The sequence below is a fragment of the Methylosinus sp. H3A genome (genome assembly GCF_015709455.1).
Lineage (GTDB): Bacteria > Pseudomonadota > Alphaproteobacteria > Rhizobiales > Beijerinckiaceae > Methylosinus.
The window spans coordinates 56,315-76,691 of sequence record NZ_JADNQW010000006.1; the positions used below are offsets into that span (position 1 = coordinate 56,315).

Here is a 20,377-nt window from a genome sequence, read left to right on the forward strand (position 1 = left end):
ACCTACGCTGAATTTTCCGGGTTAGCACTATCGAAACTCGCCCCACGACGCGACGCTGATATAATTGTGGGGGACAAGCTCCGGGGAGTGCCGGCGCCAATGATAGGCGCCGACCAAAGCAAAGCTCCGATGCCAATGGGCTGAAACGCGATAGAGACGCATGATCGTAATTGCTAGAACGATCATCATGGCTCTCGATCGGTGATACGCTCGATCGGATATGTTTCGAGCAATCGACCGAGCACGGATCGACCGCTGGCGTCGATCGGAACAAAGAACCGCAGCTTCCAGGAAATGATCTCCGTGAAAAGCCCATAGGCGCGTAGGCGTTCTCGCATCGGCTCTGAGAAGCCGGAAAGCTCGATGCGGTTGGCGCCCATAACGCGAGCGCGACGCAATTGCATTCCTTCGGTGAGATGGATGATCGTGGAGCCGTCGACCAACGCAGCATGGGCGTCGTCGGGAGACAGCGTTATCGCGCCTGTCGTAGCTGCGGTCGCGGCCCATGCCGGTGAAACTCTGCGGCCGATGATGCGATCTCCGGCGTCCGTCTGGAGGCGATAAACGCGTGTCGACTCGTTTGGGAGACGCTTCCAGACGGGGAGAAGGAGCCCCGCGACGACATGGATCGTGCTTTCGGTGAAAGGCGGAACGTCGGCGAGCTCGGCCTGCCAAGCGCTTGCGAACGCCTCTCGGCAGGCTTCCTCCCAGCTGCTCTCGGTCATCGTCCCGAGAGAGGCGTGGCGTTGCTCCATGGGGCGAACGAGGCGGACGCGCCGCTCGATTTCGCCGTCGTCGAGCATGAACGACGGCGCCGGGAGCTGCACGGCGGCGCGTCCTGATTTCCGATTCACGAGAAGCTTGCCTCCCGCCTGCTCGCAAACGGCGAGCGCGTCTTCGAGAGAGACGGGTCGATTGCGCTCGCGCTGTGCGATGGTGAGCAAGGTGGTTTGCGCGCCGGTCGCGGGGTGGGTGTAGATCGTGGTGCGATCTGAGACGATAAAACTCTCCGCTTTCAGCGTCTCGAGGCCGATGTCATAGACGCCGCTCGCGATCGCGCCGGCGACTTTTGCGTCGAGAAGTTGCTCGAACGCCGTGAAGAGAATTCCCTGAAGGTCGATGGTCAACGCGAGCAGGCGGTTCAAGAACGTCGTGATCGGCGGCAAGTCGTCCTTGATTCCATTGTCATCGGTCAGCGTCAGTCCGGTGGCGTCCTCGAAGCATTGCAAAGAGCAGCCGTCGATTTTTCCGCGCACGATGAGAAGATAGAGCTGGCGCAGCGCATCGCGCGCATAGACGCTTTCGAGGTTATCCTCGGGGCGGAACAGGCCCTGCCCCCCGGTCTGGCGCTGTCCGCGAGTGATCGCGCCGAGCGTGTCGAGCCGGCGGGCGATTGTGGAAAGGAAGCGCTTTTCCGCTTTTACATCTGTCGCGATGGGCCGAAAGAGCGGCGGCTGCGCCTGGTTCGTGCGATTGGTGCGCCCGAGCCCCTGAATGGCGGCGTCGGCCTTCCAGCCGGGTTCGAGCAGATAGTGAACGCGCAGGCGCTGATTCTTCGTCGAGAGTTCGGCATGATAGCTGCGCCCGGTTCCGCCGGCGTCGGAGAAGACGAGAATGCGCTTTTGATCGTCCATGAAGGCCGCGGTTTCGGCAAGATTGGCCGAAGGGGCGCGGTTCTCGACGGCGAGACGTTCGCCCTTTCGCACAATACGCCGTGACCGGCCCGTGACCTCCGCGACCATTTCGGAGCCGAAGCGCTGAACGATCTGGTCCAGAGCGCCCGGAACCGGCGGGAGCGACGCGAGCCGTTCGATCAAATCGTTGCGGCGCGCGAGGGCTTCGCGGCTTTCGACCGGCTGTCCGTCGCAATAGACTGGGCGCGATGATAGGTTTCCTTCGGCGTCGGTGAAGGGCTCATAGAGCTGAACCGGGAAGGAATGAGCCAAATAATCAAGTACATATTCGCGCGGCGTGATATCGACGCGAACGTCCTTCCACTCGTCGGTGGGGATTTCCGCGAGACGGCGCTCCATGAGCGCTTCGCCGGTGGAAACGATCTGCACAACGGCAGCGTGGCCGTCCCCGAGATCGCGCTCGATCGAGCGGATCAACGTCGGCGTTTTCATGCTCGTGAGCAAATGGCCGAAGAACCGCTGCTTGGCGCTCTCGAACGCGGAACGCGCGGCGGCCTTAGCCTGGCGGTTCAGCGTTCCGCTGGAGCCGGTGATATTGGCGGCCTCCATCGCAGCGTCGAGATTGCGGTGGATGATCGAGAACGCGCCGGCGTAGGCGTCGTAGATGCTGCGCTGCTCCTCGGTGAGGCGGTGCTCGACGAGCTCGTATTCTACGCCGTCGTAGGAGAGCGATCGGGCAGTGTAGAGGCCAAGTGAACGCAGATCGCGCGCGAGCACCTCCATCGCTGCGACGCCCCCGTCCTCGATGGCCTCGACGAACTCGGCGCGGGTGGCGAAGGGAAAATCGTCGCCACCCCAAAGGCCGAGCCGCTGAGCGTAGGCGAGATTGTGGACGGTCGTCGCGCCTGTGGCGGAGACGTAGACGACGCGGGCGTTGGGGAGAGCGTGTTGCAGACGAAGGCCTGCGCGACCCTGCTGCGAGGGGGCGACGTCGCCGCGCTCGCTTTTCCCGCCGCCGGCGTTCTGCATGGCGTGGCTTTCGTCGAAAATGATGACGCCATCGAAATCTGCTCCGAGCCATTCGACGAGCTGGCGGACGCGCGACATCTTCTCGCCTCGGTCATCGGTGCGCAGCGTGGCGTAGGTGGCGAACAGGACGCCCTCGCGAAGCGTGATCGGCTTGCCTTGCGCGAAACGCGAGAGGGGCGTCACGAGCAATCGCTCCATGCCGAGCGCGGACCAATCGCGTTGCGCGTCCTCGATCAGCTTGTCGGATTTGCTGATCCAAAGCGCCTTGCGCCGGCCCTGCATCCAATTATCGAGGATGATCCCGGCGGATTGGCGGCCCTTGCCGGCGCCCGTGCCGTCGCCGAGCATGAAGCCGCGCCGGAAGCGAACGGCGTTTTCGACGCCCTCGGCTACCGCCTGGACGACGTCGAAGGTTGTGTCGACCGTCCATGATCCGGAGAGATAATCACTGTGCGCCTCGCCGGCGTAGATGACGGTTTCGAGCTGCGCGTCGGAAAGGCGTTGAAGGCTATTCGCCGGTAGCATGGGGCGATAGGCTGGCTTCGGTGGCGCGACGCTCGCCATCGCCGCGGACTGGACGAGTTTGGTCGGGTGCGGCTGCGCGCCGGGAATGCGGATCGACTGTAATCCATATTCTTCGTAGATCGCCTCGGTCAGACGTGTGCTTTCCGGCGGGGTCGAGTCGATTGTCTCATAGGCGAGCGGAATGCCAGTAGGGTCCGCGATCGGCGCGAGGCGCGGGCGAGTCTCGGCCCGGCGGGAGATGTAGCTGCGCGCGGTTATGGGCGCCACGGCGGCGATCGGCGCGGAGCTCTTGGGCAAGGCGAGTGGTAAGCGCGGCGGAACGCTGTGCTCGATCCACTCGAGAAGCGTCGCGACATTCGGCGCGAGGCCGGGCGACGCCGGGAACAGCGTCGGATCGTCGGCCGGGTTCTTTTCGATAACTGTGAGCCGAGTCGGAAAGGTCGTGCCGTGCTTGGCATAAACCGCGCCCGCAATAGAGGCGGTGAACACGACGCGCCCGCGCTCCTGCAAGAGAATGAATGAATCACGCCAATCGGGAATGTCCGGGCCGACATTGGCGCCGGTGATCGCGACGAGGCGTCCGCCCGGCGCGAGGCGGTTGAGCGCCGAGGCGATGTGGCGAAAGCCGGCGTCCTGGACCCGTCCTGCAACATGGGCCATAGCCGAGAACGGCGGATTCATGAGGACTACGGACGGTATCGTCTCGGCGCCGAGGTGATCGTCGATCTGCGCGGCGTCGAACCGCGTGATGGAAATCGACGGAAAGAGCGCGGCGAGCAATCTCGCGCGTGTCTCGGCGAGCTCGTTGAGTATGAGGGAGCTGGTCGTCGTCCTCGCTAAGATCGCGAGGAGCCCTGTTCCGGCGGACGGCTCCAGCACGCGGTCGGACGGTGCGATCGCGGCGGCCGTGAAGGCCGCCAGGCCGAGCGGAACGGGCGTCGAGAATTGCTGAAGCGCTTGGCTCTCCTCGGAGCGGCGCGTATGGGTCGGCAGCAACAGGGATATTTTCGTCAGCGCGGAAAGACGGGCGGCCGCAGTTGGTGCTTTGCGGAACAGCGCCTTGCCATATTTGCCCAGGAACAGGACGGTCGCGACCTCACAGGCCTCATAGGCGGCTTTCCAGCTCCATGCGCCGGAACCATCCGATGCGCCAAACGCGTTTTCCATAACGTCGCGCAGGACGCCGGCGTCGATCTTTTCGCCGCGTTCGAGACTGGGAACGAGAAGATGCGCAGCGGAGAGGATGGCGGCGGCGCCGTCAGTGGGTGCAGGATCGAAGGAGTGTTGCTGGGTCGAAAGGACGGGCGCGAGAAAATTCATTGAATCGGCCTCATGGAGAGCGGACCATCGGTAAGCCCGGCGGACGCTCTCTCTCGAAGCCGCCGAACTCATTCGCGGCCGACGGCCCTCTCCCTCTCTTCACGGGGCACAAAAAAAGCGCCCGGCCTTACGGCGGGGCGCCTTCGATCGAGATGTGAAGGGCGACTTGCGCCGCCCTTTTCGGAATCGCCTATTCGGCGGCCATCGGCTGTTCTTGGTCTTCTTCGGTGTCAGCCGCGCCGTCTTCATCGTCGTCGTCGCTGGCGAGGAAGGCGGGCAGAGCCTCGTCTCCGCCCTCCCGATCCGCGGTTTCCCGATCCGCGGTTTCGAAAACGTCCTCGCCGTCAGCGAGACGCAGCGGCTCCGCCAGCCAATTGGTGTCCTGGAGAAGGCGTTCGGCCTCTTTGGCCATCTCGCCTTTCTTCATATGGCCGATGAGTTCCGCGGCACGCTCGCCGGCCCCCTCGCGCACGGCTTCGACGATGCGCGCTTTGGTCACGCGCCCGAAATAGTTGCCGACGGTCGGACGCCAGCCCACCTGCGCCATGTCCAGGCCGGTCGCTCGAGCCAGTCGATCGGCCTGAGAAAGGCGAACCTTCAGCGCGTGGTCGCTGACGCCCGAACCACTGTATGGATTCGGGCGCTCATGGAGCGCATTGACGCCATAGCTGACACAATGGGCGAGAAGCTCCATACGTCTGTCAACTTCGAGCGCGGTGAGCCAGTTCCACAGAGCTTCGTCGTCGGCGGGGATGTGGTCTCCCCAGCGCTCGTGCCGATCGGCGACGGACTTCGCGGATTGGCAATCGTTCAGATCCTCGGACTGCGCAGGGAACATGACCTGGCGAACGTGCGCCTCCAGAGCCCCGGTTGCGGATCGGTGTTCGAACGCATCCGAGACCAGCTTATGGAGGAGAGCGGTCATCGCGACGTGAGGATTATTCGCGACCGCATCTCGCAGAGCGAGCGTGCGGTGGGCGGTCAGCTCCGCGACCAGGCGATCGGGCAGTGGCTTGATGCCGTCCTCCTCCGGCTCCTCCTCGGGCTGCGCCGCTTGGCCGCCGATCGTGATGACGGCTCGCTGGACGAGGGGAGCCATCGGTGCTGCGGGTCGAGATTCAGCGGTCTCCGTCATGCTGTCGTCGTCGCCTTCGGGCGCCGGCTCGTCTTCGGGACGAACATAGCCGCGGTCGACTTTCGGCAAGCCGTTGCCGCCGAGGCTCACGAAGACGCCAGCGCGAGCAATGTCATCAGGCTCATACCGAACGGGGCGGTCCTCGAAAGCCTCAAGCGCCGCGTCGATTTCCTCGAGGCGATTGTTGACTTCGTCGGGGATGTCGTCAGCCTGCTCATATTGCTCGACGAGTCTGTCGCTCTCTTCCCGAAGCTCCTCACGCGTCGCGCGTTCGTCTTCGGTCAGGGCAGCAGTTCCCGGCAGCCTGCGCAAGCCGTTCGTCAACCCGTAGGGAAGATGGACGGCGGCTTGGACCCATTTCCAGCCCTCCCCCGCGATGTCGTCAGCGACGTTCCTGAGCTTTTCCGCGACAAGACGATCGAGGAGGGCGACATCCTGGAGCCATCCGCCTCGATCATCCTCGAAGAGGTCTCGGAGAATAACGCCACCTGCGGCCTCATAGGCCGCCACGCCGACGAAGAAGGCGCGTTTGTCAGTGGCGCTCACGGCGGTTTCTGTAAGCGCCCGACGGATGTTGTAGGGTTCTTTCTGATAGCCGTTGCGGAGAGAATTCCAGACCTGCTCCTGCCGCGCGTGATCGTGCGAAACCGTGAACGCCATGAGCTGCTCGAGCGTCATCTCTTCCCCGGCGTAGACGTCGAGCAAAGCGCGCGAGACCGACACAAGGCGCAGACGCTGCTTCACGACATGGACGTCGACCAAAAAGGCGGCCGCGACCGCTTCTTCGGTCATGCCCTTGTCGATCATGGCCTTGAAACCACGAAACTGGTCGAGCGGATGAAGCGGCGCGCGGTCGATGTTTTCCGCGAGCGACACTTCATCGATCAGAACGTCGCTCGCCGCGTCTCCGACGACACAGGGGACGAGAGCATTTTTCGCGAGGCGCTTCTGCTTGACCAACAATTCGAGGGCGCGATATCGGCGACCGCCAGCGGGAACCTCGAATTTCCCGGTTTCCGTTCCGTCAGCGTCCAGGATCGGGCGAACGTGGAGGCTCTGGATCAGTCCGCGCCGGGCGATCGAGATGGCGAGTTCTTCGATCGAAACTCCGGCCTGCACGCGGCGAACATTCGCCTGCGACAAGACGAGCTTGTCGAACGGAATATCGCGTGAGGAGGAGAGGGTGATTTTCTGAGTGGCTTTGGCCATGGTCGTTGCTCCGCGACAAGCCGCCGAGAGCCTCTCTCTCGACCTTTTGCTCGTCAATGAGCGAAGCGCCGCCCTCTCCCTTTAAGGAGCGGGCAGCGCCATGATCGCAGAGCTCGAGACAACCGCCTCGCGGTTCTTCGGACTCAGGCCGCTAGATCAAGCAGCTTCTTCGCCTTCGCCTCCATATCGAGGCGAACGTCCTGATGCGGCTTGTCACGCGCGACGGCCGTGATGCCCTGCACGAAATCGAAAATCGATTCCGGCGGACGGCCCTCCTCCACCAACACCGTGTCGATGATCTTGCTCGTTTCGGCCTTCGAGAAGCCGCGCCGCCGCAAGAATTCGTTGCGATCTTCGTCAGTCTTCGCCACGATGCGTTCGCGCGCAGCCTTAATGCCATTGATGAAAGGCGTCGGTGACGAGTTCGCAAAATTCAACAGCGCAGGAGCCGCCTCATGTGCGAAGCGAGAAGCGGCGTATTTGCTGTGGCGGATGGTGATCTCCTCGAAATTTTCTACGCCCCAGAGATTGCGATTCTGACACACGGCCCGCAGATAGAAGCTCGCGATCCCGAGCGTCTTCGCTCCGACCTCCGAGTTCCAGCAATAAAACCCACGGAAATAAAGGTCCGGCGAGCCATCCGGGAGGCGGCCCGCCTCTATGGGATTCAAATCATCGACGAGGAACAGGAAGACGTCGCGATCGGAGGCATAGAGCGTCGTCGTGTCTTTCGTGATGTCCACACGCGGATTGTAGACGCCTGTCGACCAATCGAGGACGCCCGGAACTTTCCAGCGCGTGTCGCCCGTGCCATTGCCAGCGATGCGCTGCACGGCTTCGACGAGCTCGTGATCGAAGATACGCCCGTAATCGGGGCCGGTTACCGCTCGCAGCTCGACGCGGTTATCGTCGGTCTCCAGTGTCTTGATCTGCTCCGCGCGGTGCGACGTCAGGCCATATTGGAGATTGATGCCGGCGATCGCTGCCGGAAGCTGGCGGAGATAGGAGGCCGGCGCGCCGACATGGCTCGCGAGCTGCCCGAAACTCCAATGCGTCGGAGCCATGGGCGCCTCAGCGCCCGGAAGGATCAGAGACAGGCGCTCGGCGTTCGCGCGATCTGCTTCGACATGGATAAGCGAGGTTTCGACGACACGGGTGCGGCTTCGATCGGCGCGGCCGCGCACGGCGCATGCCAGCTCGCCAAGCGAGAGAAACCGCTCGTCGGCGGGACGAGAAAACCACTCGGAAGAAACGCGGCCGACACGCTCCCCGCGCGACACGTCGACTTTGTAGCCATTGGTGAATTCACGGCGGGAGTCGAGAACTTGGATGTTCATGGGATCAAACTCCGTGACCAGGCGGCCGAAAGACTCTCTCTCGGCGTTTTACCCGTCATAGAAATCCGGTCCCCACTCTCACTCTAGGATGTGCTAACGCTCGAGGTACACCTGAACGAATTGCTCCAATCCGCGCTCCGGCTAATACAGACGCCCATCACGCATAGACGGGAGTGTGCCCGCCGACAGCGCTCAACGGCCGGGTATGATCATAAGCCGATTTCCAGGGATGTTGCTGCAACGACGCCGTGAGGTGGTCGACGGCCGTAATCCTGAAAGCTGCTGTAAACCGATCGCCGGAAGCAGCTTGTGCTTCGAACGCAGCGCGCGGGAGCGGGAGTAAAATGAAGCTTTCTTCAGGATCAACCCATTTCCGACCTTAAACTCTGCACTGGCGTATCTTTTCGATCAGGGTTACTGAAGCACGGATTCATGCATGATTTGGGGAGGCGGGAGTGGCCAATCGCTCGAAGCTACTGAAGCTGGTTGTTAGGAACCTTGGGTGCATCGGCCCAGAAGGTATCGAGGTGGCTCTCGATAACGTGGTGTGCTTGGTAGGCAAGAACAACGCGGGCAAATCAACCATTTTGCGCGCTTACGAGCTTGCCATTAAACCAAGTCTATTTGTAGGTTCACGAGACCGCTGCCGTTGGACCCCCGGTGATGAACCATCGGTCGTAGAACTCGACGTCCACATCCCCGAAGGCGTGGCGAATGTCGACGAGAAGTGGAAATCCAAGGTGGGCGATTATCTGGTCGTCCGCAGCCGTTGGGAATGGGCACCCGATGGATCGCCTCTCCGGAAGACCTGGGACCCCGTGGCCGGCCTCTGGTCGAACAATGAAAAGGCCGGCGGTGCCGACAACGTCTTCAAATCCCGCCTGCCGCGCCCGTTGAGAATCGGATCGCTGCAAGATGCGTCGGAAACCCAAGCCGTGCTACTGGCCCTGGCGCTCTCACCCTTCGCAAAAGATTTGAGCGAGTTGCAAAAGGATCCGACGTCCGACCTCGCACAATCCGTCTCGAAGCTCGCCAACATCGTCTCTAACCTGTCCAAGGCGCATGAAGCGCGCTTCACCAAAATAGCTGAACAAATTAAAGATGGATTCGCGGGCGTCTTTCCCGGTCTGGGAATCCGGCTCGATGTCGCGATGGCAGAGCCGAAATACGACTTGGAGAAGCTTCTCAAGGAAGGCTCCGGCATTCGGGTTACGGATGGCGACGTCGAAACTTCGGTGGAGCAACAAGGGGCGGGTGCCCGGCGAGCGCTGTTTTGGTCGATGCTCACAGTCCATAATCAACTTTCGCGGTTCAACGAAACCGAGACTGCGTTAGAAAAGGCTTTGAAGATCGCGAAAAGTGAGGAAGCGAAAGCCGCTGCACTCGAAAAGCTCGAGGCCTTCCGAAAGGGAGAGAAGGAACCGGATAAGGATGATCCCGCTTTCCCCGGCTATCTCCTGCTAATCGACGAACCTGAGAATGCCCTTCATCCGATGGCGGCTCGAGCCGCCCAACGACATCTTTACCAGCTAGCGGAGGATCCCGAGTGGCAGGTGATGATGACGACACACTCACCCTATTTCGTCAATCCGCTCGAAGACCACACGACAATCGTGCGATTGGAGCGCGCCGGAGGGGACACGTCGCCACTCGGAAGCAAGACATATCGGGCTGACGATGTGGCCTTCGACCCCGATACCAAGCGCAATCTAAAGGCGGTCCAGCAAATGGACGTCGGGTTCTCAGAGGTGTTTTTCGGTTCGCATCCGATCCTCGTAGAAGGCGACACTGAGCACGCGGCCTTCATCGCTGCTATCGTTAGTGAGAATCATGAACTGGCGGGCCGGGCAACGGTGATACGCGCTCGCGGCAAGGCAATTTTGCCTGGGCTGATCACGATGTTGCGACATTTTCGTGTGCCGTTCAGCATTGTCCATGACGTCGACTGGCCGTTCAACCACGAAGGTGGCCGAAACGGGATGTGGACCATGAACCAGTCGATCTACGATCAAATCGTCGCATGTCGAAACACCGGTATTGCCGTTCGCCACCGTTGCAGCATTCCCGATTTTGAACGCAGTCTCGGAGGGGCCGAGCTGGGTAAGGACAAGCCAATATCAGCTTATTTGCGCGTCGTGGAAGATCCGGCGCTGCGCGAGAAACTGCAGCAGTTTCTCGTCGATATCTGTGATGGCGTGGAGCACGAGCCGTTTGGGGCGCTGCCGCCTGACTTGGACTATCTCGAAAAGATGCACGCGGTGCTCCGCGCGTGGAATAACATCAATGGGAAGCCGGACGACATTCGACTTATCGGCAATATAATGCCTTTGACCATGTCCGCATGATCGAGCGGCAATTTCACTGTTTGCGGAAATAATATTGAGAGGGATCCTGTGAGTAGCGAGAGAGCGGAGAACGGCAACGATTTAGCTTGCATTAGGCGGGCCGTCGGCCCGTGGTCCGATTTGGCGCTGCATACGATCGGGTGGCGTGCTTTCCAGGATCTCTGCTCTCAAGTTTGCGAAGTGGTCCTTGGCCGTCCTGTGGAGATATTTCGAGAAGCCCAGGACGGTGGTCAGGACGCTATATTTCTCATCCCGTCCAGGACTGAAGAGCAGCCCATAGGCACGGTGCAGTGTAAACATACATCCAACGCGGGAAAGACGCTCAAGGTGAACGACCTCAATCCCGAAATCGCCCACGTCGAAGAACTTGTCGCAGCTGGGCAAGCCCACACTTATGCATTTATGACCAACATGAGTGTTGATGCGCCGGTCGCTGCCGAGATGCGAGCGAAGCTCCGCCAGCTTGGCGTACGCAAGCCGCACGTCCTCGGCCGGCAATATATCGTGCGTACGATCCGGAGTAGCGCGCGGCTGCGCGCCTTAGTCCCGCAGGTATACGGGCTCGGCGACCTTACCTCGATCGTCGACGAACGTTTGAGCGAGCAGAGCCGCGCGCTTCTCGCCAGTTGGATCCCAAAGCTGCGCACTTACGTGCCAACTCAAGCGCATCGCGACGCCGTGCATGCCATCGCCAAGCATGGCGTTGTGCTGCTGCTCGGCAATCCATCGAGCGGCAAGTCAGCGATTGGTGCCGTCATCTCAACGATCGCCTCGGAAAATCCCGACAGCACGGTCCTCGCACTGACCAGCCCGCGCGACTTCGAGGCTGGATGGAACCCAAATGACCCGGGCCGCTTCTTCTGGATCGACGATGCTTTCGGCTCGAATGTGCTGCGAATCGACTATGTGCAGGACTGGACATCGGCTTTCGCGAAGCTGCGCGCAGCTATCGCGCACGGCAATCGTTTCCTGCTGACGTCCCGCAAGCACATCTATGAAGCCGCGCGGCTTCGGCTGGGTCAACGCAACCTCCCACAGTTCGCGAATGACAGTGCCGTCGTCGATGTCGGCGACTTGGCCTTCGAAGAAAAGTCCCAGATCCTATACAATCACATCAATTTCGGTGGGCAGAGCCAAAGCTGGCGCACGAGTGTGAAGCCGCACTTGACGGCGGTCGCAGCTGTAAATGATTTCCTCCCTGGCATCGCAGAACGACTTGGCGACCCAAATTTCACGAAAGGTCTGTTACCCCGTGAGGCGTCGCTGGTCAGGTTTATGGAAGAGCCTCGCGAGCACCTAATCGATACCGTGAACGCGTTGGACGACCAGCTGCAAGCCGCCCTCCTCTTGATCTATGTTCATCAGTCTGGCTTCGATCCGGGTAACCATGATTCGTCCTCGGCACAAGCCGTGGCCGAACTTACCGGCTTCAGCCTGACCAGGATCCAAGAATGTTTCGCAGAACTCAAAGGGTCGTTCCTTAAGCTATCAGGGACTAAATGGATTTTCTCGCATCCGACAATCTCGGATGCGCTAACGGAGATACTTCGTCAGAAGCCCCATATGATGGCAGCGCTCATCCGCGGCGCGACCACCGACACGATCCTCGGTAGCTTTACCTGTGAAGGATCACCGCTCATCCGAGACGCTCTTGCCATACCATCGACGCTTGACGACGCACTGGTCGATCGGCTTGGGCGAACCCCCGATGAGTGGTACCGCAATTGGATGCTATTTCAATTCCTTGCATACCGCGCTAGCGAGGCCGTTTTCGCGAAATCGCTCCGGCAGTTTCCGAACCTGCTTGAGCGTTCCTGCTGGAAAACCGATTTGGCTGCCAACGATCCGCGGATCGCCACGTTCGCCAGAGCGAACATCATTGGCCTGCTACCGCACAAGCTACGGCAAGAAATTGCCGAAGCATTGGAGGATGCAGTCCTGAAACACTTGGACGTCTCCTTTTTCGACGACGCGACAACGCTCGCGCTCATTCCGCCCTTTCGGCTGATCAAATTGGGATTGGCCCTGCGCACGAAGGTGCTACCATCGCTTGAAGAACGGATCGACGAGATTGCCGCCGATGCTGACTTGGATGAGGAGCCAGATGACCACTTCAAGAAGCTCCAGGCGCTTCTCGACCGCGTTGAAGCAATCGGCGTCGACGATGATGCTATCGTATCGGTAGATAACGCGCGGAATCAGGTGATGCGGTCGATAGAGTCACTGCAAAGGCGTAAACGCAAACGCGACGAAGAGTCCGAAGACGATTCTGACTGGACTCATATCGTAACGCAGAAGAGGGAGACACCGTTGTCAGACGCGCTGGCCGCGAACCGCTCTATCTTCGATGACGTTGACAGGTAGCCGCATGGAACGACGGCGCAACTGCTGCACCGACTCCAGCATGCGCACGCCTTGCCCGGCCTCGACGAGGTTGCCGCATCGGCGGCATGCGCGTTTGTCATCGATCTTTTGCCGAGGCCAGAACCAATCGCGCGGTCTTTCGATCGTATATGTAACCCGTGATTGTGCCGTCCTTGATCCGCCTGACAGCCTCATCGATAACGAACACCGGTGCAAGGAACCATTCTTTGGGCACGACCGGCTGCCCGAAGCGATCTTTGATCTCGATGTCCATGCGAGCGCCGCCGAAAATCTTATGGATCACGGATTCGAGTTTCGCGCGATTGATGTTGTATAATTCGTAAGTAGCAACGACCTCAACATCGGCCATGAGGAAGGTCGGATCGAGGCGGGCATTGGCAATGCGGCGTTCGACGTTTCCGCCTGTTACGCCTATCTTATGCAGGATATCGCGATTGGCCGTGACAAGCGGATGTTCAGATTTGCTCCGCAGCACGTAGACGGTTCCACTAGCTTCATCGTTATCGGAGGTCTGTTCCTCGAACAAAGGCCCAGCGGTCGGCTCGGTAATCCGCCGACCAGCCTCATCCTTGTAGAGTGCGCGCTGGAGCGACCGCAGCAGCAGATCGCTCTCAGTGCCATTGGAATAAATGACTCTGAGCCGCGCGTCAGTCTCTCCGTTCGGCGCCTTGATAGGCTCTCCGACCTGGGCGACGTAGGCGGTTTGACCTCCGATGATGAAAAACTGACCGGCGTGGATATCCGCCTTCAGGAAACCTGCATCCTTGACGAACCTTCTCGTGGTGCGCCGTCCCCCGTCCAGGTCGCTCTGCACCTCCTCGAAGAGAGGCTTGAACGTCTCGAAATCGAGGCACTTTTCCCGGTTCGCGATTTCTTCGGCTTCACGCTTTTCCGCGCTCGTGCGCACGTGGCGCAACTTTGTGATGTCGGATGAACCGGCGGCGCCCTCCAATTCTGCGAGCAGTTCATCGTCATCCATCGCGTCCACCGGCGCGGAGGACGCAACTGGCGCGCCGGTCAGCAATCCCTGGCGATCGAACGGTGTGAGAACCGAGCGGCATTCTTCCAGTTCGCGCAGTCGATCAAGCCTGACGGCGTATAGCCGTTCGAATATGTCGCCGCCCTCGCCATGGCGCGGAGCATGGCCGCTTTTCTCGACAAAGCGCTGAATCTCTTCAAAGCCCGCGATAATGCGTTCCTCGCGGGGCGAACGGCCGCCCTTCTTTTCCGGCTGCGCGAAATCATCGAGTTCCGAACGCAGTTCATCAAGGTCGAGATCACTCATAGCGGCCCTCATCCTTGAAGCGGACAAATGCGGCGGCGCCCTCGGCCAGGTGCTTTTCCCACGCGTCGGCCGAGCTGATTGACGGGAGACGTCCGCGCTCCCGCTTGAACTCCACGGCGCGTTTAGCGATCACCTTGGCTTCCTCCGGCGTCAGGCTGGTGCGCTTGGCGGCGATAGCCGCAGCAACCTGCTTTAGGCTTTCCTCGCTCATCGTCTTGGCGAGAATGGCGTAGGCTTCGCCGAACGGATTGACCCGGTCGATCAAGTCGATGTCCAGCTCTCGCACATCCATCGCGAACTTTCGGACGCCGTCAACAAAAGCCGTATTTGCGCTCTCTTCGCCAAGCGAACTGCCCGCCGCGACTTCCTTCGCTTTCTGGGTCAAATTCAGCGCCGCCACCGCGTGTTGGCGAACGGCTTCCTGATCCTCGGCGTCGAGGTGCGGAAATTTGTCCTTGATGATCTTGCCCATGCGCACCTGAGTCAGCTCCTCGGGAACCAACTCTTCGTCGAACAGCCCGCGCTCGATCGTCGTCTTGTCCTGTACGAAGGCAGCGATTACCTCGTTCAGATCCTCTTGGCAGATACGGGTCGCTTCCTCGCTCTTCGGCGTGGCCAGCCCCTTGATCTCGATCTGGAACTTGCCGGATTCCTCGTTGAAGCCAACATTGCACTTGTTCGGATCGTAGCCGCCCTCGCCATAATCGAAGCCCGGCGTCGGACCGCTCTGCGGGTTTTTCGGCTTAAACTCGAAACGGGGCGCCAGCACCTGCTCCATCAGCAGGCTGGCGGCAATCGCCTTAAGCGTATCGTTGACGGCTTCGGTGACAATGTCGTCAGCGGCTGCCGGTTCGGCGATCAGGTTCGAGAAGCGGGCGCGGGTCTTGCCCGGCGCGTCGCGGGTCGCGCGGCCGATGATCTGTACGATCTCGGTGAGGCTGGAGCGATAGCCGACTGTCAGCGCATGTTCGCACCAGATCCAGTCGAAGCCTTCCTTCGCCATGCCGAGCGCGATGATGATGTCGACGTGGTCGCGATTGTTTTTCTGCGCCGGATCCTTCAGCGCGGCGGACACCCGGTCGCGCTTGGCGGGATCGTCATCGACCAGATCGGCGATGCGCAGAATCCTCCCGTCGGCGGTCTTGACCAGCTGGAAGCCGGTCGCAGGGTCTGTCCCCTGCCATTCGCCGAGCGTCTCGATTATGTGCTCCACCTCCTTGATCTTGTCCTTCGTGCTCTCGCGCGAATTGACGTTGGGAATGTGGATGATCGTCTTCTCGACGGGGTTCAGCACCTTCAGAAGGTCGTCGGCATACGAGTCCGAATAGAAGAAATAGCCGATGTCGAGCTTCTTCAGATACTGATAGCCGTTGAGCTGCTCATAGTAGGTGTAGGTGACGGTCTCGAACTTGCCCTCGTCCTGCGGCGCGAGCACCGCCACCGCGTCGCCCCGGAAATAGGAGCCGGTCATTGCGACGATATTCACTCGGTCGCGCGTGATGAACTCGCCCAGATGCAGGCCGAGCTTGTTGTCTGGATTGGCCGAGACATGGTGGAATTCGTCCACCGCGATCAGCCGATCATCGAAGGTTTCGACCCCGAATTTGTCGACGGCGAAGCGGAAGGTCGCATGGGTGCAGACCAGCACCTTGTCGTCGCTTTGGAGGAACGCGCCGAGCGCATTCACCTTGCCGCCATTATCGTTGCCCGGCGCATCGCAGAGGTTCCACTTCGGCTCGACATGCCAATCGGCCCAGAAGCCGTGCTTGCTCAGCTCCTCGTCATGAAAGCTGGAGCCGATGGACTTCTCCGGCACGACGATGATGGCCTGTTTGACACCCTGATTGGCGAGCTTATCGAGGGCGATGAACATCAGCGCACGGCTTTTGCCCGAGGCCGGCGGCGACTTGATCAGCAGATATTGCTCGCCGCGCTTTTCGAACGCGCGTTCCTGCATCGGCCGCATGCCGAACTCGTTGGCCTTGGTCGAGCTGCCGTTGGTGGCGTATGAAACGGATACGGAGGGAACTTGCGCGCTCATGCCTGCAGCTCCTTCTCCTCGGAAACGAACGCAGCTACAGCCACACTTACCTCATTAATTTCATTAGAAAATCGTCCAATCAAAGCGCGGATTTTCCGCTCAATTTCCTCGGACGCATGCACGTCATCGACACTGATTGTATTCTTCTTAAAGAAGCGAGAGTACCGGCGGCCGGGATCGGCGGCGCCCGACTGGAACTGGATGTTGGGCAGGTCAACCGCCCCGATGCGCTTGATAAGACGAGCCCGGTCCTGCGCGGACGAAAGAGGCCCGACTTCGGCGGAAAGCTTGATCTTTCCCTTTATGCCATCGCTGTCAGTCGCGATCTCAAGCCAAAGAATCACGGGGAGACCTGCCCACCAGTTTTCGCATCCGGGCCAAGTGCGGGCAAATTTCCGCAATGGACCAAGCCAACTCTGTGGAACAAATGAAACCATGCTGTTTGAGAGTCCGTTGAACAATAGAGGCAGCCCTGCGACCTCTACAGGCTCAGATAAAGGCTTCGGATTTTCACCAAAAATGGCTCGAGCGGCGAGCGCGAAATCTGATCCGGCCCCGTGTTCGATCACGAAATCGATGACCTTCTTGTGGTCACGATAGAGTTTCCGGGCGAGGATCTCCATCTCGGTACGTTGGGCGCTCATGCCAGATTCTTCCTCAAGAATTTCGAGATAATGACTAAGGAACGTCCGCACCTCGGGCGACATCGCGTGTGCCCCCGGTCGGAGGAAACGCCCTAGAAAGCCGCAAATCGTTCGGTAGTGAATAGCAGCGTAATCCGCGTCCTGCGGTTCTTCCTCATGAAGTGTCAGGAAGATGCCGCGCACAATGTTTTCGGCGCTGCCGCCATTGCCGTCGCTGGCTGCATTGAGCGTTTCGTGCGCCCGCGTCTTGTAGGTGGCGAGTTGGCCGTCGTGCTGCTGGCTGTGGAATTTGTTCTCGATGACGAAGGCCCATCGATTGCGTGGGCAAAGCACGAGGATGTCGATGTTGCGCCATTCCAGTCTCACTTCAGCATCACGAAGATCGGCCTGAGCAACATCAAGTGCTGAAGGCTTCATCCTGCCCATCCCCCTTAGGGCCTCGCCAAGAAAGGCCTTAAGGAAGTGGTCGCCGAGACCATGTGTCTCGCCGGGCGAGAACAGCCAGCCCAAAATGGCGGAGTGACGCAATTCTTTGTCGGCTGCTCGCATCACCCGGATTGGGTTGAAGCGATTTGAATACGCCTTCAACTTCTCTAGGTCCGCGTTGTTGACAAACAGTGCTTCGAGTTCGTCGGGGGCGGGCTCGCTAACGGTCGGGGCGGTGTCGATCACGCTCATGCCGCGCCCACCTTTCGCTTCTTCCCGGGGCCAGCTCCGGCGCTCATCTTGGTGTAAAGCTCGAACAGCTTTTCAAGACGTTCTGTGTCGTTCTTGAATCGGCGACCGATGTAGATGCGCTCTAGAATCTCGTCGTTACGTTCATGCGCTGCGCGAAGATCGTCGGGCATGCAATCCGGGTCATAAAGGTCGGCGATGGTGGCCGGAAAATGCGCCTCGCGAGCCAACAATATGTCTTCAGCACACCGGGTCAGGTCTGTTTTGTTCTTCTCTGTCAGAGTTGGAACAGGAAAGGTATTCCATCCGAGGGTGTTGGAGTACCGAAAATCTGTTTTCAGCTTGCCACAGACTGCTGAAATCCAAACTATATGCAGACGAGATGAAATCAGGGAGAGGCACCATATTGGAGCGCCATACATCGCAAAATTTGGCGCTACAATTACAGTCCTGTCATCGAAATAACCGCATGGTAAATATGTACGTCTCTCAGATGATACAGTTGGAATCAGTATCGACGTTCCAGGCTGATGCGGAGCGTATACGAAGCGGTGAGGAAACGTAGCGGCATTTCGTGCCTGTGTTCCTCGACTCGCGCTCCGCGCTTTTCGTACGCATTCAATTCTTTCCACAATCGGAAAAATGTGCGCAACTTGCTCGATATCAGAATCTTCGAGCCAGATGCACCACCTAGATTGTCCCCTGATAAACTCCATTGCTCCTTCAAGCTTCCTTAAGAATTTACCTGCTGATGGGAACCGCGTTAATAGTTGGTCATACTCTATTTTCGACAAAATAAAGTTGCCTTCATCAGTTGCCTTGTTACCAGACACCATTTGGGGGATACCTGATATCTGAGTATTTGACTTTGAGACGATCGTAATTGAGTCTGGCGTCAAATACGGTCCGATACTCGTAACGGAACGAGCTATTTCCCCATCAAAAATCGTTGCTTTACCGTTCATGTTTGAGCGCAACCCAATGACAATACATGTCACTCCAGCATTATTTGCTGCATTATTTCTCCAACTAAATGATGTATGAGCAAAGAATATTTCCTGCCCCTTCCCAAAAATAATTGGCCACAGCATACCTACTTGCTCGCCTTGGCATATTGAATTTGTGGTAACAAATGCGGAAGCGGTTTGTGTTAGCTCAGAATACTCGGCTGCTTTTACAAGCCAGCTTGCTACATAATCCAAATCTTTATACGTTTTGAGATAGCGTGGAAATATCTGCTCCATGTCTTCTTGCTGTGAAACTCCACGGTCCCTGCTACCCTGATACGGTGGGTTTCCGCAAATATAAGTCTCACCACCTTCATTGTCGAAATCGATCTGCGCCTGATTGAGAGGCGTGTGAAACAGGTCGTCGGCATGATGCTTTACACCTGTTCCCGTCGGCGGGCAGATGCTGAGCCAATCGAGCCGCAGGGCGTTGCCGCAGGTGATCCAGTTCTGCGCATCGAGCGGTAGAAAGTCCCGGAGCGCTTCCTTCTGACCACGGTGAAGCACGTCGCATTGATATTCGGTGATAATGAGCGCCAGGCGCGCGATCTCCGCCGGGAAGTCGCGCAACTCGATTCCGCGAAAGTTCGTCAGCGGAATTTCCGTTCGGCGGTCGGCCTCGTCGCGGCGGCGATTTATCTCCGCCTCAATGGCCCGCATTTCCTTATAGGCGATGACGAGAAAATTGCCCGAACCGCAGGCTGGATCGAACACGCGGATCTTCGACATTCGCTTGCGCAGGTTGAGCAACATGCGGCCGTTGTCGCCAGCCTCCTCCAGCTTCTCGCGCAGATCGTCGAGGAAGAGTGGGTTCAGCACCTTCAGGATATTTGGCACGCTGGTGTAGTGCATGCCGAGCGCACCGCGCTCGGCATCATCCGCCACGGCCTGGATCATCGACCCGAAAATATCCGGGTTGATCTTTTTCCAGTCGAGGCTGCCGATATGCAGCAGGTAGGAGCGGGCGATGCGGCTGAAGCGCGGCACATCCGTGCTGCCGGAAAATAGCCCCCCATTCACATAGGGAAAGCGGCTCGCCCAGCGCGGAACCCCGGCGGCGCCATGCGCTTCCGCCTTGGTGTTCATGGCGCGGAACAGTTCACTGATCACCTCATGGGTGTTCGACGAATCCTTGGCGCTCATCGTCTCGATCGCCGAGGTGAACGCGGCGCTGCTGTCGAAAATCTCGGTGTCCTCCGCGAAAAAGCAGAAGATCAGCCGCGCCATGAAATGGTTCATGTCATGCCGGCGTTGCGCTGTGCCCCATTCAGGGTTGTCCTTCAATAACTCGACATAGAGACGGTTCAGGCGGCTGGTCGCCCGGATGTCGAACGAGCTTTCACGAACCTGCTTGACCGTGGTGATCCCGGCCAACGGCAGGAAGAAGCCGAAGTGGTTCGGGAAATCGGCGAAGGTGCACGAGATCGGCGCGTCATCGGTCGTGAGGTCTTCGGCCTCGAACAGATCGCCATCCGTGGCCAGCACAAAACGCGCCTTCGCCCGAGCGGTGGCAGGGCTGGCCTTCAAAGCCGCGAGCGTCCGCGTAACTTCGCCGGACTCGCAAACGGCAATGTGGATGTTGTTCGTCTGCAGCACGCCGCCCAGATCGGACCTGTTCGACTCGCCCTTGCGCAGCCGTTTGAGCGTGGTCTCCTTGTTCCCGAAGGCTTCTAGAAACGCATACGCGAACTCCTCGGCGTCGAAGGGACGCTCCGCCAGCGCCGAAATCGCTTCTTCAATTTCAACCGCGTTCATGAATTTCCCGCACACATGCCCGATGATATTCCGACTATCGGATGACGATCG

At 59.4% G+C, this 20,377-nt stretch carries 9 protein-coding genes; 2 read left to right on the plus strand and 7 right to left on the minus strand.

All coding sequences use genetic code 11. From position 1 onward, the window contains the following. Positions 1 to 185: 185 nt before the first annotated feature. The 3 genes from IY145_RS23625 to IY145_RS23635 all read right to left on the minus strand — a co-directional run bounded on the left by IY145_RS23625 (position 186) and on the right by IY145_RS23635 (position 8,189). Positions 186 to 4,508 carry a strawberry notch family protein gene (locus IY145_RS23625; RefSeq protein ID WP_196410752.1) on the minus strand — a complete coding sequence of 1,441 codons (4,323 nt, stop codon included), beginning with the start codon at positions 4,506 to 4,508 and terminating at the stop codon, positions 186 to 188. A gap of 190 nt (positions 4,509 to 4,698) precedes the next feature. Further along, on the minus strand, positions 4,699 to 6,852 hold the full coding sequence (locus tag IY145_RS23630) for a ParB/RepB/Spo0J family partition protein (RefSeq protein ID WP_196410753.1): 2,154 nt from the start codon (positions 6,850 to 6,852) through the stop codon (positions 4,699 to 4,701). A 143-nt stretch (positions 6,853 to 6,995) separates the two neighbouring features. Further along, a complete protein-coding gene (locus IY145_RS23635) occupies positions 6,996 to 8,189 on the minus strand; it encodes a DUF932 domain-containing protein (protein ID WP_196410754.1) in 1,194 nt (397 codons plus the stop codon). A 455-nt stretch (positions 8,190 to 8,644) separates the two neighbouring features. On the opposite strand from IY145_RS23635, the gene IY145_RS23640 reads away from it, so the two are divergent. Together IY145_RS23640 and IY145_RS23645 are read left to right on the plus strand one after the other, a co-directional pair. Beyond that, complete coding sequence (locus tag IY145_RS23640; RefSeq protein WP_196410755.1) at positions 8,645 to 10,534, plus strand: AAA family ATPase; 1,890 nt, start codon at positions 8,645 to 8,647, stop codon at positions 10,532 to 10,534. Positions 10,535 to 10,861: 327 nt separating this feature from the next. Next, positions 10,862 to 12,898, plus strand: coding sequence for a hypothetical protein (locus IY145_RS23645; protein WP_312030652.1), 2,037 nt, complete (start codon positions 10,862 to 10,864; stop codon positions 12,896 to 12,898). Between the two features lie 97 nt (positions 12,899 to 12,995). Here the strand turns inward: IY145_RS23645 and IY145_RS23650 are convergent, their stop codons facing one another. Genes IY145_RS23650 through IY145_RS23665 form a run of 4 tightly spaced genes read right to left on the minus strand, consistent with a single transcriptional unit; the run spans position 12,996 to position 20,326 of the window. Then, positions 12,996 to 14,204, minus strand: coding sequence for a GIY-YIG nuclease family protein (locus tag IY145_RS23650; protein WP_196410757.1), 1,209 nt, complete (start codon positions 14,202 to 14,204; stop codon positions 12,996 to 12,998). Then, complete coding sequence (locus IY145_RS23655; RefSeq protein WP_196410758.1) at positions 14,197 to 16,245, minus strand: DEAD/DEAH box helicase; 2,049 nt, start codon at positions 16,243 to 16,245, stop codon at positions 14,197 to 14,199. Before IY145_RS23655 ends, IY145_RS23650 begins: the two co-directional genes overlap by 8 nt. Further along, a complete protein-coding gene (locus tag IY145_RS23660) occupies positions 16,242 to 17,567 on the minus strand; it encodes a PD-(D/E)XK nuclease family protein (protein WP_196410759.1) in 1,326 nt (441 codons plus the stop codon). Before IY145_RS23660 ends, IY145_RS23655 begins: the two co-directional genes overlap by 4 nt. Beyond that, positions 17,564 to 20,326, minus strand: a complete 2,763-nt coding sequence (locus IY145_RS23665; protein WP_196410760.1) for a class I SAM-dependent DNA methyltransferase — start codon at positions 20,324 to 20,326, stop codon at positions 17,564 to 17,566. The genes IY145_RS23660 and IY145_RS23665 overlap by 4 nt, the downstream gene beginning before the upstream one ends. Between the last annotated feature and the right edge of the window lie 51 nt (positions 20,327 to 20,377).

Excerpts from the sequence above, each read along its gene's own strand:
- IY145_RS23625 (WP_196410752.1), bottom strand. The coding sequence starts at position 4,508 with ATGAATTTTCTCGCGCCCGTCCTTTCGACCCAGCAACACTCCTTCGAT.
- IY145_RS23635 (WP_196410754.1), bottom strand. The coding sequence starts at position 8,189 with ATGAACATCCAAGTTCTCGACTCCCGCCGTGAATTCACCAATGGCTAC.
- IY145_RS23665 (WP_196410760.1), bottom strand. The coding sequence starts at position 20,326 with ATGAACGCGGTTGAAATTGAAGAAGCGATTTCGGCGCTGGCGGAGCGT.
- IY145_RS23660 (WP_196410759.1), bottom strand. The coding sequence starts at position 17,567 with ATGAGCGTGATCGACACCGCCCCGACCGTTAGCGAGCCCGCCCCCGAC.
- IY145_RS23650 (WP_196410757.1), bottom strand. The coding sequence starts at position 14,204 with ATGAGTGATCTCGACCTTGATGAACTGCGTTCGGAACTCGATGATTTC.
- IY145_RS23655 (WP_196410758.1), bottom strand. The coding sequence starts at position 16,245 with ATGAGCGCGCAAGTTCCCTCCGTATCCGTTTCATACGCCACCAACGGC.
- IY145_RS23630 (WP_196410753.1), bottom strand. The coding sequence starts at position 6,852 with ATGGCCAAAGCCACTCAGAAAATCACCCTCTCCTCCTCACGCGATATT.